The following is a 14,417-nucleotide window of genomic DNA, read 5'->3' on the forward strand; positions in this document are numbered from 1 at the left end:
TCAACGCTTCGTGATCCGCCCTCGTCCGATGATCCGCTTTCCTCATTCCATCCGCTTTGCCCCGCCCGCGCACCGCTTCATCCATTGGTTCGGCGCCGCAGCGCTCGCGCTGACCGCACTGAGCGCGCACGCCGCGATCACCGTCACCGACGACAGCGGCGCGACCGTCACGCTCGCCGCGCCCGCGCAGCGCGTGATCAGCCTCGCCCCGCACGTGACCGAATTGCTGTACGCCGCGGGCGGCGGCCCGAAGATGGTCGGCGCCGTGTCGTACAGCGACTATCCGCCCGAAGCGAAGCAACTCCCGCGCGTCGGCGACAACAAGGCGCTCGACCTCGAACGCATCGTCGCGCTGAAACCAGACCTGATCGTCGTGTGGCGGCATGGCAACGCGCAGCGCCAGCTCGAGCGCTTGCGCGAACTACACGTGCCGCTCTTTTTCAGCGAGCCGCGCCGTCTCGACGATATCGCCGTGTCGCTGACCAAGCTCGGCCGGCTGCTCGGCACATCGGCGAGCGCGGATGCGGCGGCGGCCGCCTTCCGCGACGACATCGCCCGTCTGCGCGCGCGGTATGCGAACCGCCCGGCCGTCAGCGTGTTTTATCAGGTATGGGACCGGCCGCTGATGACGCTCAACGGCGAGCACATGATCAGCGACGCGATCACGCTATGCGGCGGCCGCAATGTGTTCGCGGACCTGCAGCCGCTCGTGCCGACCGTGTCGACCGAAGCGGTGCTCGCGGCGAATCCGCAGGCGATCGTCACCGCCGCGCCCGGCGCGACGCGGCCCGACACGATGCTGCCGCAACTCGACACATGGCGCGCATGGCCGGGCCTCGCGGCCGTCGCGAACAACAACCTGTTTGCGATCGACGGCGATCTGATCAATCGCCCCGCGCCGCGCATCGCGCAAGGCGCGCGGCAACTGTGCGAGGACCTCGAACTGGCGCGCTCGCGCAGAAAGCAACCCGCGCCATGACGGCGCCGCGTGTGGCGAGAAAAAGGGATCAGTTTTCCCGATGACCACGCGCGGTCACGCATTCCATCGCACGAGCGACCACTGCAGCGTCTCGTCGTTACGTCGCAACCAGACGATCCCCGTCATATCTAGCGACCACTGCACGCAATGCGCGAGCGGCACCTCCAGCACCCACGACGCGATCGCGCGCATCACGCCCGCGTGCGTGACTACGTATGCGGGCGACAGCTCGCGCGTCAGCGCGAACGCATCGAACCACGCTCGCACACGCGCGACGAATTGCGCGACGCTCTCGCCGCCATGCGTGCGCGCATGTTCGAAATTGGCGGCCCAGTCGTCGAGCAGCGCGCGATCGATCGTATCCCAGCGCTGCGCTTCCCAGTCGCCGAAATCCATTTCCTTCAAGCGCTCGTCGTGGCTGACCACGCAGCCGAAGTCGTTCGCGATCTCGGTCGCTAGCGCGGCGCAGCGCGTCAGCGGACTCGTGATCAGCACACGCGGCGCCGGCACCTGCAAGCTCGCGAGCTTCACGGCCAACGCATTGGACGTGACCTCGGCGCTCTCCGCCAACGCGACATCACTATTGCCGTAACAAACCCCCGCCTCGAGCGCGACAGCGGGATGTCGAATCAGGACGATATCCATGCAAGCCCCACCAGGTAGATGCTCAATTCGAAGATCTGCTGCGCGAAGCCGAGGCAATCGCCGGTATAGCCGCCGATGCGTCTGACGAAATAACGGCCCATCGCAAAGCGCAGCGCGAACAGCACAGCACACGTGAGCGCGGCAAAACGCCAGTCGGGCATGCCGGGGCCGTTCGGCCACAGCAGCCACGGCAGCCCGAACAGCGCGGCGCACAACAGCGCCGGCCCGCTCAGACGCTGCGCGACCGGCTTGGCTTTGCCAGCCGCGCGCACATAGTCGAGCGTGGCCAGGTAACTGACCGCGCACGCGCGGCTCGCGCCATGCGCCGCAAGCATCAGGCTTGCGGCGCGCAGCGGTGGCAACGCCGCGAGCGTTTGCCACTTGATCGCCAGGGCGATCACGAGCGCGATGGCGCCGAAAGCACCGATGCGCGAGTCCTGCATGATGCGCAGTGCATCGTCGCGCGTATAGGCGCCACCGAACGCATCGATGCAATCGGCGAGACCGTCCTCGTGAAATGCGCCCGTGACCACGAGCGACGCGGCCATCGACAGCAGCACCGCGACACTCGCCGGAAACACGCGGAGCGCGGCCACATAGACGAGCGCGCTAAGGCCACCGACCAACACGCCGACGAGCGGAAAATAGCGCGCCGCGGCGTTCAGATAATGCGGCTCGAAGCCGACCCAACGCGGCACGGGCACGCGCGTGAAGTAACCGAGCGCCGTGAAGAAATAGCGCAGTTCCGCGAGCGGGTTCATGAAAGTGGCGAGTGCAGGTTCACGGCGCTGCGGGCCGAGCTTCGCGTTATCGCGAGGCGCGTGCTCACGCGCTTCACGGTTCGCGATCGGCGACGCTCGCCGAATCAAAGCTGGCCATCTCGTTGACGAAGGCCACCGCCGCGCGCAGCAACGGCACCGCGAGCGCGGCGCCCGTGCCTTCGCCGAGCCGCAGGTCGAGCGACAGCAGCGGCTGCGCGCCGAAATGATCGAGCATGCGCCGATGCCCGGCCTCGTTCGACGCATGCGCGAACACGCAGTACTCGCGTACCTCGGGCGAGAACGCATCGGCAACCAGCAGCGCGGACGTCGCGATGAAGCCATCGACGAGGATGGTCATGCGCGCCTCGGCGGCCGCCAGATACGCGCCCGCCATCATCGCGATTTCGAAGCCGCCGAAGGTCGCGAGCACGTCGAGCGGCGCGCGTGCATCCGCATAGCGCGCGAGCGCCGCCGCGAGCACGTTGCGCTTCTTCGCGAGTCCGGCGTTGTCGAGACCGGTGCCGCGTCCGACGCAGTCGTCGATCGGCACACCGCATAGGCGGCTCATCAGACACGCGGCCGCCGAGGTGTTCGCGATGCCCATCTCGCCGAAGCCGATCACGTTCGTGCCGAGCGCCGCGTGATGACGCACACGCGCGGCGCCCGCCTGCATCGCGGCGAGCGCTTCGGCGTGCGTCATCGCGGCTTCGTGTGCGAAGTTGCGCGTGCCGGGCCCGACCGGGATGTCGACGAGTCCGTCCGTGGACGGCAGCGGCGTCGCGATGCCCGCGTTGACCACTTCGAGTTCGAGACCCGCGACGCGACTGAGCGCGTTGATCGCCGCGCCGCCCGCGATGAAGTTCGCGACCATCTGCGCGGTCACGGCTTGCGGATACGGGCTCACGCCTTCGGCGGCGATGCCATGATCGCCCGCGAAAACGATCATCGCGGCACGCTGCACGGTGGGACGTGTACTGCGTTGGATCAGGCCCATCTGGCGCGCCAGCGTTTCGAGCCGGCCGAGGCTGCCGGGCGGTTTGGTGCGCGTATCGATGATCCGTTGCAGCTCGGCGCGCAGCGTTTGATCGAGCGGGGCGACTTCGGGCAAACCGGTCGGGAGTGGGATGCGAGTCATAGGTAGGATCGAAACAAGGAATAGAAGTAAATAATCAGCCTGACTGTGCGTCATGACCGGCAGGCGATTCGTGACGCGCGCGCGGCGCGGGAATCAGCGCCTCGTGCTCGCCGTCGCGAATCAGAATCAGCGGATAGCCGAACGCGCGGCTCGTCAACGCGGGCGTCAGCACGTCGCGCACCGGGCCCGCATACGCGCCGCCCGCGCCGTCGAGCAGCAACGCATGCGTCGCGAAGCGGCGTGCAAGGTTCAGGTCGTGGCAGGAGAACAGCACGCTGCGGCGCGGTTCGCGTGTCCATGCGACGAGCGCTTCGAGGCAGTCGATCTGATAATGCAGGTCGAGGTGCGACAACGGTTCGTCGAGCAGCAACAGCGGCGCGTCCTGGCACAGCACTGCCGCGAGGGCAACGCGCTGACGCTCGCCGCCCGATAGCGTCAGCACGTCGCGCGCCGCGAAGTCCGCGAGGCCGAGCCGTTCGAGCGCCGCCCGCGCGGCCGCGCGATCCTCGTCGCGCTCCCAGCCCCAGCCGCCCAGATGCGGGAAGCGGTTCAACAGCACGATGTCGAGCACGCTTGCGTTGAATGCATCGGCCGCGCTTTGCGGCATCAACGCGCGGCGCCGTGCGAGCGGCAGCGGCTGCCAGTCGGCCACGCGCACGCCATCGAGTTCGACATGGCCCGCCGCCGGATGCAACAGGCCCGCCAGCGTCGACAGCAAGGTCGTCTTGCCCGCGCCGTTCGGCCCGGCGATACACCAGATTTCGCCCGCATGGAACGTGTGCGTGAATGCGTCGAGCAAGGTGCGCGCGCCGGCGCGCAACGTCAGGCGCTGCGTGCTCAGCATGGAAGGGGTGGGGCTGGGTTCGGCTCGCATCATCGGCGGCGTTTGAGCAGCATCCACAGGAACACCGGCACGCCGACCAGCGACGTGATCACGCCGACCGGCAATTGCGCGGGGGCGATCACGGTACGAGCGATCAGATCCGCGCCCATCACCGCGACACCGCCGCCGAGCGCGGCCGCCGGCAGCAGCATGCGCTGATCGTTGCCGAACGCGAGCCGCAGCATGTGCGGCACGACGAGACCGACGAAGCCGATCGTGCCCGCGGTCGTCACCGCCGCGGCCGCCGCCAGCGACGCGACCAGGTACACACGCAAACGCAGCGGCATCACCGCGACGCCCAACGCCTGCGCGACCGCGTCGCCGCGCAGCAACACGTTCAGACGCGGCGCGGCCGGCACGATCGCAAGCAACACGAGCGCGAGCGCGATCAGCGCGGTCCACGGCAGCGCGCCGCCGCTGAGGTCGCCGGTGAGCCAGAACAGCATGCCGCGCAGACGGCTGTCGGGCGCGAGATTGAGCAGCAGCGTGATCAGCGCGCCCCACCCGGCCGCGATCACCGCGCCGGTCAATAGCAAACGGGGCGACGTGTCCTGCGGCTCGCCGCGCCATAGCTCACGACGCGCGAGGCCGAGCACCAGCAGGATCGACACGAACGAACCCGCGAACGCGCTCGCATCGACGATCCACCATGCGCCGCCCGCGATCATCGCGACGAGCGCGAACGTGGCCGCGCCGCCCGACACGCCGAGCACGTACGGCTCGGCAAGCGGATTGCGCAGCAGCACCTGCAGCAGCGCGCCGGCGAGCGCGAGCAACGCGCCGCACGCGAAGCCCGCGAGCGCGCGCGGCAAACGCAACGTGCGCACGATTTCGCCGGCGAGATCGTCTCTGCCCGTGCCGCCGAACGTGTGCGTCGGCACGAGCGCCGCAAGCACGCGCGACGGCGCGAGCGGCACGCTGCCGAGCACCAGCGAGGCGCCGAGCACCGCGATGGCGGCGAGCGCGAGGCCGAGCCAGATCGCGGCCGCGCGTTTCGCGTTCATCGGGCGCGGCGTCGCCATCGCGGCGCACAGCGCAGCGGACGCGCGACTCATCCGCGTGCGCTCACGCATGCGACCACCCCGGCGCGCGCGTCACTGCTGCTGCCAGCCGAGCGTGACATACGCACCGCGTCGCGGCGAGTTATACGAGTAGGCCGTTTCATAATCCTTGTTGAACAGATTGTCGATTTGCGCACTGACGTACCACGCTTTGGTGACGTTGTAGCGCGCCGACAGATTCACGATGCCATAAGCGCCGAGGTTGCCGGTGCTATCGGTACGCGGACCGCTGACAATCCACTCGCCGCCAACCCGCCATCCACCGATGCTGCGATTCACCGCGAATGACCCGAACCGACGCGCGCGCCGCACGAGGTCGGTACCGTTGTCGAGATCGACCGGGTTCTGCAGCGTCACCGTTGCGCGCACGTCGGTCTTGCCGACATGACCGCTCCACGATCCTTCGAGTCCCTGCACCTTCGCATGGCCGACGTTCTCCGCGAGGTAGATGCCAGGGATCGTCTGCACGTAGTCAATCAGATTCGTATAGCGCGTCTGGAATGCATTCAGACGCATCACGCCGAGCGCATCGGTCGCGTACTGCAAACCGGCTTCGACCGAATGACTGCGCTCGGGCTGGATCGACGGGTTGCCGCTGATCGGATAGTACAGATCGTCGAAGCTCGGCGCGCGGAACGCATCCGAATAGCTTGCGGTTACCTTCCAGCGCGACGTGATGTCGAATCCGTAGCCGAGATAGTAACTGTTCGCTCCACCGAAATCCGAGTACTGGTCGCGTCGCACGTTGGCCTGTATCTGGTTGCGGCCGAAGCGCGCGCTGTAGCCCGCGAAGACCGAATCGACGTGACGGTCGGGCGCGGCGAACGTGTCGGAGTCGAGCGTCTGGTCGAGATGCTCGTAGCCGAATTGCAGCTTCTGGTTCGCGGCGAACGCGAAATCGTTCTGCCACGTGTACTGGCGATTGTCGGTATCGAAGCGGCCGTTGTAGATGCCATTGGTGTTCGACACGCTGCGGTCGTCGCCCTCGGCGACCGTGAAGTGGGTGGTCCACCAGTCGGTCAGCTTGCCGTTCGCGAATACCGACACCTGACGCACCTTGCTATAGAGATTGTTCAGATCGGTGGGCTCGCCGTACGCATTGTCGTAGCTGTTGTCGTTGTTCGACTGGAAGTAGCTGACGCCCGCGTCCCATCTGTCGGTGAACTTGTGACGCAGCGACGCGCTGATGCTCTCGTTCAGATTGCCGTTCGCGTTCGGATTCGCGGCCGGCGCCTCGAGCGGATTGAGCGACGAAAAGCCGTCGTCCTTCGTGCGCGCGAGCGAGATGTTGAAGGTCGTGCGCCCGTCCTGATCGAGCGCGCCGTTCACGCCGGCCGTTTGCGTCTGCGTGTGATAGCTCCCGTAGCCGACCGAAAAATTGAAACGCGGCGGATGATCACCGCCGTCTTTCGTGAACACCTGCACGACGCCGCCGATCGCGCCCGAGCCATACAACGCCGACACGTTGCCGTTCACCACTTCGACGTGATCGACCTGATCGAGTGGAATCTGCGCGAGCTGAGCGGAGCCGAGGCTCACGGAATCGACGCGCACGCCGTCGATCAGCAGCAGCGATTGCGTCGACGATGCGCCGCGCAGAAAGAGGCTCGTGGTCGAACCGGGGCCGCCCGTGCGCGAAATTTGCGCGCCTGGCGCGAGTTGCAGCAGGCCGGGCAGATCGGTCGCGGTCGTGTCGGCGATGTCCTGCTGATCGAACTGCGTGGTCTGCGGAATCGCATCGCGCAACGCTTGCGGTCCGCGTTGCGCGGTCACGACGATCGGCGACAGCACGTTGCCCGACGCATCGGCGGAGGCGGCATTGGCAGCGATTGCAGCGTTTGCGGCGGTGGCATCCGTGGCGGACGATGAAGACGAATGCGGCGTCGCAGACGCGGACGCGGGCTCGGCGCTTTGCGCATGCACGACGAGCGGCAGGCTCGCGAACGCGAGCAGCGTTGCGCGGGCGATGGGGGACAGCATGGGATGACATTCCTGTGGATAGCGTGCGCGGCCTGCTTCCCCGCGGGCCGACGCGTCACGAGGCGTCCCCTTGTTCAACGTTTTCGCGGGGACGTCCCTCTTTTCTGGCCGGTATCCGGGCTACGACACATCGATCCCGCCTTCCCACGCGTGACGCGCAGTGGCACACTCGCACGTTGAACTTCCAACCTTGCGATCAGGACCGACCTGCATGAGCACATCACATGCGGTCGCTTACCGTTGCGGGGGCAGCGCAGGTTCGCGCATCCGGTTTTGGCACCGCGCGCGCCCTGCTTCCCGTTTAACTGCGCGCGCCGAGAAGCGCGCGCGGGCACCAGAGTGCGGGAAGTTTACGAGCGGCCTCGCGGGGCGTCAAGAAAGGTCAACCGGAGCGCAATCGGTTCTGTTGAATGCAGGTTATTGTCCGATGGATTACCGGTTTTTTACCTTATGGTCGACGACACGACATGCAACGAACCTGCACGAAGCGATGCTGTTACGTCTCGAAACGAGACAATTGTCGGAACCTGTAATATTCCGCGCTAAAATGCGATGTCTTTAGAGGACGCAGCACATGCTCACCGAACTCGAATCACTCTCCCAGAACATCGGCAAGCTGATTGCGATCAGCCAGCGCCACAACGAAGCGCGGCTCGCGCTCGAAGAGCAGCTCGCACAAACGCGTGCCGAAGTACAAGCCACGCATGCGGAACTCGTGCAATTGCGCGAAGAGCGCGACGCGCTGCAGGCGGAACGCGACGCGCTGTCCGCCAAGATCGACGACGCTCAGGTGCGCCTGAATGCGATTCTCGAAAAATTGCCGCGCGCACGCGCGAGCAGCGAACCGGATAACCAGCTCGATCTGCTCGAGTCCGCCCAGCCCGAACACGAGGAAGCGGAAAGCGACGTGAGCCGACACGGAGAAAACGCATGACCACCAAGCAGATCGAGGTATCGATTCTCGAAGTACCCTATCGTCTCGCCTGTTCGCCGGAAACGGAAGGCGCGCTGCTCGAGGCGGTCGCGCGCGTAGACGCCGAGATGAAGAAAATTCGCAGCGGCAGCAACGTGCGCGGCACCGATCGCATCGCGGTGATGGCGGCGCTGTCGCTGGCATCGGAACTGCTTAAGCTGCAAAGCAGCGTGCGGCACGGAGAAGCATTTCCCGCTGAAGAAATCCGGCGTACAATGCAGCAAATGAACGAACAGCTAGGTACTGTGATCGAGCAGTACAGCTTGCAGTAAGCAGTAATGGGCCGGTTTCGAACCGGTCACGTGTTCAACGGTATGTGTTGTAGCTTCATCGGTTTAGCTTCCCTGCCTGGTTCGCCAAGGTCATATATTCCTTGAACCAATGCCATGTGCACGGTTGCGGAAATTTGTAGCACGGGTGTGCGCGTCACTCAGTCTGATGTACCCGAAGTGTTGCTAACTGCGACCAATTCTGAACCCTCGGTTCAGGATGCCGGCCTAGCGGCTAAGGCGGGGACCTTATCTGGAACGGCATCGGACTTCGGTTCGATGCCGTTTTTATTTGGTCGTCGTTTTTTCGTTTGAGCGCCTTTTTCAGGGGCTTTTCCGTACGCGCCTGCTGTTGTTGCGCTTCGTTCAATCTCACACGCTCACTCCGATTCATGCGCTACTGGCTGATGAAGTCCGAACCGGACGAAGCAAGCATCGACGACCTCGCCAACGCACCGCATCGCACCTTGCCGTGGACCGGCGTACGCAACTATCAGGCGCGCAACTTCATGCGCGACGTGATGCAGGTCGGCGACGGCGTGCTCTTCTATCATTCAAGCTGTCCGGAGCCCGGCATCGCGGGCATCGCGGAGGTCTCGTCGACCGCGTATCCGGACCCGACGCAGTTCGATAAAAAGAGTCCGTACTACGACGCGAAATCGTCGCCGGAAACGCCGCGCTGGATGCTCGTCGACGTCGTGTTCAAGAAGAAAATCGAGCTGATTCCGCTTGCCGCGCTGCGCGAGCATGCCGAATTGCAGGACATGCGCGTGCTCGCCAAAGGCAACCGCCTGTCGATCACGCCGGTGACCGACGCCGAATGGCGCTTCATCACCAAACAGCTGGTTTAAGGGCGAACGCGCGACGCGGCACCTGCCGTGATCGCATCCAGGTCATCGTTTCCGATGCGGCGGCGAAGCACTAATTGGGGAACCAAGCGTCGGTAAAACACGCCTAATCGGTCGACGAAAGCGTGAGCTCGAACTGACCGCTCGACGGCAAGCCGATCCATTCGCCAGCGCATCCGTCAAACCGCGCGCCACCACCCGTCGCTCGCGTCGAACGTGCACAACCTGTTCAAACAAGGATTCCAGTCATGACGACAAAAACCGCACGGTCCCTCGCACTTGCGCTCGCCTTGGGCGCGCCTGTGGCACTCGCACTGAACCCTGCGCCCGCTCGAGCGCAGACCATGATGCCGCAGCCTTCGGGCGTGCTGTCGTTGAATGCGCAGGCGAGCGCGGAAATCCCGCAGGATGAAGTCGAAATCACGCTGTTTTACGAACAGGAAGCGAGCGAGCCGTCGTCGCTGACGTCGACGCTGAACGAACGCGCCGACGCGGCATTGCAGAAAGCGCGCGGCGTCAGCGGCGTGACCGCGCGCTCGGGCGCGTTCTCGATCTTCCCGTCGACGGACCGCGACGGACGCATCTCGACGTGGCGCGGCCGCGCGGAAGTCGTGCTCGAATCGCGCGACTTCGCTGCGGCTTCGAAGCTCGCCGGACAGATGGCATCGATCATGCAGGTTGGCAACGTGCGTTTCTCGCTGTCGCCGGAAGCGCAGCGCGCGGCCGAACAGCGGCTCAGCGGCGAGGCGATCAAATCGTTTCGCGAGCAGGCCGCGGCGTCCTCGCAGGCGTTCGGCTTTAGCGGCTATTCGATCCGCGAGGTCAACATGAATCACAGCGGCGTGATGCCGCGTCCGATGATGATGATGAGCGCACGCGCGATGGGCACCGACGCGAAGAGCGCGCCGCTGTCGCTCGAAGGCGGCACGTCGACGGTGACGGTCAACGTGTCGGGGTCGGTGCAGATGAAGTGACGCGCAAGCGCAAGCCCAAACAGAAAACGCCACGGCATCCATCGATGCCGTGGCGTTTTTTCATGCAACGCTTGCTACGCTGGCCGAGCGCCGCTCAGTTCGCGCCAACCGCCTGCGCCGGCTCGCGACGCCCACGGCGATACGCCCACACCATCAGGCCGATGCCCGCGAGAATCATGGGCAGCGACAGCCATTGACCCATCGACAGCCCCATCGCGAGCAGGCCGAGGAAATCGTCCGGCTCGCGCGCGAATTCGACCGTGAAGCGCGCAAGGCCGTAGCCGATCAGGAACATCGCGGAAATCGCGCCGAGCGGCTTCGGTTTGCGCGAGAAAAAGATCAGCATGAAGAACAGCGCCACGCCTTCGAGCGCGATCTCGTACAGCTCCGACGGATGTCGCGGCAGCATGTGATATTGCGCGAACACTTCGTTCAGATGCCATTGCGCGGCCAGTTGCGGATGCGCGGCGAGCCACGTGGCGTCGTCAGGCGCGGCGCCGGGAAACAGCATCGCCCACGGCGCGGACGGCTCGGTCACACGGCCCCACAGCTCGCCGTTGATGAAGTTGCCGAGGCGCCCCGCCGCGAGGCCCGTGGGCACCATCGGCGCGACGAAGTCGGTGACTTGCAGCCACGAGCGCTTGCGCTGATAAGCGAACAGCATCATCGCGAGCGTCACGCCGAGAAAGCCGCCGTGAAACGACATGCCGCCTTCCCACACCTTGAAAATGTCTAGCGGATGCGCGAAATAAAAGCTCGCCTTGTAGAACAGCACATAGCCGAGCCGGCCGCCGAGGATCGTACCCAGCACGCCGTAGAACAGCATGTCGTCAATATCCTTCGGGGTCCAGCCCTGCGCGGCGACGTACGGCAGCCGCAGCCGCAGCCGGGCGACGACGATCGCCGCGACGAACGCGACGAGGTACATCAAGCCATACCAGCGCACGGCGAGCGGCCCCAGATGGATGGCGACAGGGTCGAAATTGGGGTGAATGAGCATCGTGTGGTTATGGGCAGTTCAGGTTCGAAAGCAGTTTTTACAGGGAATCAGAAGTGGATCTAGACACGCGACGCGACGCTCGCCGCATGCGCGCGCACGATGTCGATGAAGCCCGCCAGCACCGGGCTGACCTCGTCGGTGCGCCAGACGAGGCCCGTCTCGATCGCGGGCACCGACTCGGACAGCGGCCGGTACACGACGCCCGTGCGCCGCAGGTTACGCAACGATTGCGGCACCAGCGCGACGCCCATGCCGGCCGACACGAGACTCACGATGGTCTGCATCTGGATCGCCTCCTGGCCGATCCGTGGCGCGAGGCCCGCAACGCCGTAGCAATCCATAATGATGTCATAAAAGCCTGGCGCGAGACGCCTTGGGAAGATCACGAGCGGCGCGTCGGCGACATCGCGCAGGCTGACGGGCGCGTCGAGCCATTCGGCGGCGGAGTCTTCAGCGGCGCTGCCCTTGCCGTTTGTGTTCACGCTGCCCTCCAAGCGTTGCGCCATCTCCGTCGACAGCGCGATCACGAGCGGCTCGCGCGCGATCGGCAGCCACGACAACTGCGCCGCATGCCGCGACGGCAGCGGCGCGATCACCAGACCCGCGTCGATACGCCCGGCCACCAGTTCCTCGACCTGCACGTCGCTGGTCGCCTCGGTCAGTTCGAGCCGCACGCGCGGATGCCGCGCGCCGAAACTCGCGCAGCAGCAGCGGCAGCAGGCCGTAATCCGCAGTCGACACGAACGCGAGCGACAGCACGCCCGCCTCGCCGCGCGCGAGGCTCTGCGCGAGCGGCCTGAGCCCTTCCGCGGCCGCGAGCAGCCGCTGCACCTCCGGCAACAGATCGGCGCCGACCGCCGTCAACTCGACCGAGCGCTTGGTCCGCGCAAACAGTTCGACGCCGAGCGTCTCCTCGAGCGCGCGGATCGCCTGCGACAGCGGCGGCTGCGTCATCGACAGACGCGCGGCCGCGCGCCCGAAGTGCTTTTCTTCGGCGACGGTGACGAAATAGCGCAACTGGCGCAGGTCGGGGATCGTGGGCAGCATGACTAATATATTTTACGACCTGAACAACGGCGAATAATACACACGACGCGTGTCACGCAAAACTGCCTGTTTGCGCGGTCTGGCGGAACTACACTGAACGGATGCGCGCGCGGACGCCGCCGCGCGCTTTCATCAGAACAGCCAGACTGGAGCGCCCCATGGCCTACAACCGTCGTTCGAAGAACATCACGCAAGGCATCGCGCGTTCACCGAATCGCTCGATGTACTACGCGCTCGGCTACCAGAAGGAGGATTTCGACAAACCGATGATCGGCGTCGCCAACGGCCACTCGACGATTACGCCGTGCAACGCCGGCCTGCAGCGTCTCGCCGACGCGGCCGTCACCGCGATCAGGCGCGCCGACGCGAACCCGCAGACCTTCGGCACGCCGACGATCTCGGACGGCATGTCGATGGGCACCGAGGGCATGAAGTACTCGCTCGTGTCGCGCGAGGTGATCGCAGATTGCATCGAGACCTGCGTGCAAGGGCAATGGATGGACGGCGTGGTCGTGATCGGCGGCTGCGACAAGAACATGCCGGGCGGCATGATCGGCCTCGCGCGCATGAACGTGCCGGGCATCTACGTGTACGGCGGCACGATCCGGCCGGGCAACTGGAAAGGCACCGATCTGACGATCGTGTCGTCGTTCGAGGCGGTCGGCGAATTCACGGCGGGCCGCATGTCGCAGGAGGATTTCGAGGGCATCGAGAAAAATGCGTGTCCATCGACCGGTTCGTGCGGCGGCATGTACACGGCCAATACGATGAGCTCGTCGTTCGAGGCGCTCGGCATGTCGCTCATGTATTCGTCGACGATGGCGAATCCCGACCAGGAGAAGGTCGACTCGGCCGCCGAATCGGCGCGTGTGCTCGTCGAAGCCGTCAAGAAGGATCTGAAGCCGCGCGACATCATCACGAAGCAGTCGATCGAAAACGCGGTTGCCTTGATCATGGCGACCGGCGGCTCGACCAACGCGGTGCTGCACTACCTGGCGATCGCGCACGCGGCCGAGATCGAATGGACGATCGAGGACTTCGAGCGCATGCGCAAAAAAGTGCCGGTGATCTGCAACCTGAAGCCGTCGGGCCAGTACGTCGCCACCGATCTGCACAAGGCGGGCGGCATTCCGCAGGTGCTGAAGATCCTGCTCGACGCAGGGCTTCTGCACGGCGATTGCATGACGATCACCGGCAAAACGATCGCCGAGGAGTTGAAGGACGTACCAGCCAAGCCGCGCAGCGATCAGCAGGTGATCTTCCCGATCGACAAGGCGCTCTACGCCGAAGGCCATCTCGCGATCCTGAAGGGCAATCTGGCCGAGGACGGCGCGGTCGCCAAGATCACGGGGCTGAAGAACCCGGTCATCACGGGCCCGGCGCGCGTGTTCGACGACGAGCAGAGCGCGCTCGAAGCGATCCTCGCCGACAAGATCGTCGCCGGCGACGTCGTCGTGCTGCGCTATCTTGGCCCGAAGGGCGGCCCCGGCATGCCGGAAATGCTCGCGCCGACTTCGGCGATCATCGGCAAGGGGCTCGGCGAATCGGTCGGGCTCATCACCGACGGCCGCTTCTCGGGCGGCACCTGGGGCATGGTGGTTGGGCACGTCGCGCCGGAGGCGTTCGTCGGTGGCACGATCGCGCTCGTGCAGGAAGGCGATTCGATCACGATCGACGCGCACCAGCTGCTGCTGCAACTGAACATCGACGATGCCGAGCTGCAGCGCCGCCGCGCCGCATGGCAGGCGCCGAAGCCGCGCTACACCCGCGGCGTGATGGCCAAGTATTTCGCGCTCGCCCAGCCGGCGAATCGGGGGGCGGTGACGGGGTAATGACCGGGGCCGGCGTGGCCCGCCCCGACA

13 protein-coding genes, 1 other RNA gene, 1 pseudogene and 1 riboswitch are annotated in these 14,417 nt (G+C 65.5%); of the genes and pseudogenes, 7 read left to right on the top strand and 8 right to left on the bottom strand.

The window, feature by feature from the left end; translation table 11 throughout:
* The first annotated feature begins 28 nt into the window (after nt 1–28).
* Nucleotides 29–979: a cobalamin-binding protein gene (locus tag OKW44_RS23490; protein ID WP_018419699.1), complete on the top strand. Its 951-nt coding sequence runs from the start codon at nt 29–31 to the stop codon at nt 977–979.
* Nucleotides 980–1,033: 54 nt separating this feature from the next.
* Here the strand turns inward: OKW44_RS23490 and cobC are convergent, their stop codons facing one another.
* The 6 genes from cobC to OKW44_RS23520 form a co-directional block, all read right to left on the bottom strand.
* Nucleotides 1,034–1,624, bottom strand: a complete 591-nt coding sequence (cobC, locus tag OKW44_RS23495; RefSeq protein ID WP_018419698.1) for an alpha-ribazole phosphatase — start codon at nt 1,622–1,624, stop codon at nt 1,034–1,036.
* Nucleotides 1,609–2,385, bottom strand: coding sequence for an adenosylcobinamide-GDP ribazoletransferase (locus OKW44_RS23500; protein ID WP_026225646.1), 777 nt, complete (start codon nt 2,383–2,385; stop codon nt 1,609–1,611). The genes cobC and OKW44_RS23500 overlap by 16 nt, the downstream gene beginning before the upstream one ends.
* Nucleotides 2,386–2,458: 73 nt before the next feature.
* A complete protein-coding gene (gene cobT, locus OKW44_RS23505) occupies nt 2,459–3,520 on the bottom strand; it encodes a nicotinate-nucleotide--dimethylbenzimidazole phosphoribosyltransferase (protein ID WP_018419696.1) in 1,062 nt (353 codons plus the stop codon).
* Between the two features lie 34 nt (nt 3,521–3,554).
* Complete coding sequence (locus tag OKW44_RS23510; protein ID WP_018419695.1) at nt 3,555–4,364, bottom strand: ABC transporter ATP-binding protein; 810 nt, start codon at nt 4,362–4,364, stop codon at nt 3,555–3,557.
* Nucleotides 4,365–4,393: 29 nt separating this feature from the next.
* Nucleotides 4,394–5,458 (bottom strand): FecCD family ABC transporter permease, encoded by a 1,065-nt coding sequence (locus OKW44_RS23515; RefSeq protein WP_026225644.1) that lies wholly within the window; start codon nt 5,456–5,458, stop codon nt 4,394–4,396.
* Between the two features lie 39 nt (nt 5,459–5,497).
* Nucleotides 5,498–7,444: a TonB-dependent receptor domain-containing protein gene (locus OKW44_RS23520; protein WP_018419693.1), complete on the bottom strand. Its 1,947-nt coding sequence runs from the start codon at nt 7,442–7,444 to the stop codon at nt 5,498–5,500.
* Nucleotides 7,445–7,533: 89 nt separating this feature from the next.
* Nucleotides 7,534–7,798, bottom strand: a riboswitch (cobalamin riboswitch).
* 220 nt (nt 7,799–8,018) lie between these two features.
* Between OKW44_RS23520 and OKW44_RS23525 the strand changes: the two genes are divergently transcribed.
* The 5 genes from OKW44_RS23525 (at nt 8,019) to OKW44_RS23545 (ending at nt 10,508) form a co-directional block, all read left to right on the top strand.
* Nucleotides 8,019–8,378: an ATPase gene (locus OKW44_RS23525; RefSeq protein ID WP_018419692.1), complete on the top strand. Its 360-nt coding sequence runs from the start codon at nt 8,019–8,021 to the stop codon at nt 8,376–8,378.
* Nucleotides 8,375–8,689, top strand: a complete 315-nt coding sequence (locus tag OKW44_RS23530) for a cell division protein ZapA (protein WP_018419691.1) — start codon at nt 8,375–8,377, stop codon at nt 8,687–8,689. The genes OKW44_RS23525 and OKW44_RS23530 overlap by 4 nt, the downstream gene beginning before the upstream one ends.
* 66 nt (nt 8,690–8,755) lie before the next feature.
* A non-coding RNA gene (ssrS, locus tag OKW44_RS23535) (6S RNA) lies at nt 8,756–8,937 on the top strand.
* Nucleotides 8,938–9,078: 141 nt separating this feature from the next.
* Nucleotides 9,079–9,537 (top strand): EVE domain-containing protein, encoded by a 459-nt coding sequence (locus tag OKW44_RS23540; RefSeq protein ID WP_018419690.1) that lies wholly within the window; start codon nt 9,079–9,081, stop codon nt 9,535–9,537.
* Between the two features lie 245 nt (nt 9,538–9,782).
* Nucleotides 9,783–10,508: an SIMPL domain-containing protein gene (locus OKW44_RS23545; RefSeq protein WP_026225643.1), complete on the top strand. Its 726-nt coding sequence runs from the start codon at nt 9,783–9,785 to the stop codon at nt 10,506–10,508.
* 94 nt (nt 10,509–10,602) lie between these two features.
* On the opposite strand, the gene lgt is transcribed toward OKW44_RS23545, so the two are convergent.
* Together lgt and OKW44_RS23555 are read right to left on the bottom strand one after the other, a co-directional pair.
* The gene (lgt, locus tag OKW44_RS23550) at nt 10,603–11,508 is read right to left on the bottom strand and encodes a prolipoprotein diacylglyceryl transferase (RefSeq protein ID WP_018419688.1); all 906 of its coding nucleotides are present in this window, start codon (nt 11,506–11,508) and stop codon (nt 10,603–10,605) included.
* 59 nt (nt 11,509–11,567) lie between these two features.
* Nucleotides 11,568–12,555, bottom strand: a pseudogene (locus tag OKW44_RS23555) (LysR family transcriptional regulator).
* Nucleotides 12,556–12,713: 158 nt separating this feature from the next.
* On the opposite strand from OKW44_RS23555, the gene ilvD reads away from it, so the two are divergent.
* On the top strand, nt 12,714–14,387 hold the full coding sequence (ilvD, locus tag OKW44_RS23560; protein WP_018419686.1) for a dihydroxy-acid dehydratase: 1,674 nt from the start codon (nt 12,714–12,716) through the stop codon (nt 14,385–14,387).
* Nucleotides 14,388–14,417: the final 30 nt, after the last annotated feature.

It is taken from the genome of Paraburkholderia lebeckiae (assembly GCF_050436325.1).
Classification (GTDB): Bacteria; Pseudomonadota; Gammaproteobacteria; order Burkholderiales; family Burkholderiaceae; genus Paraburkholderia; species Paraburkholderia tuberum.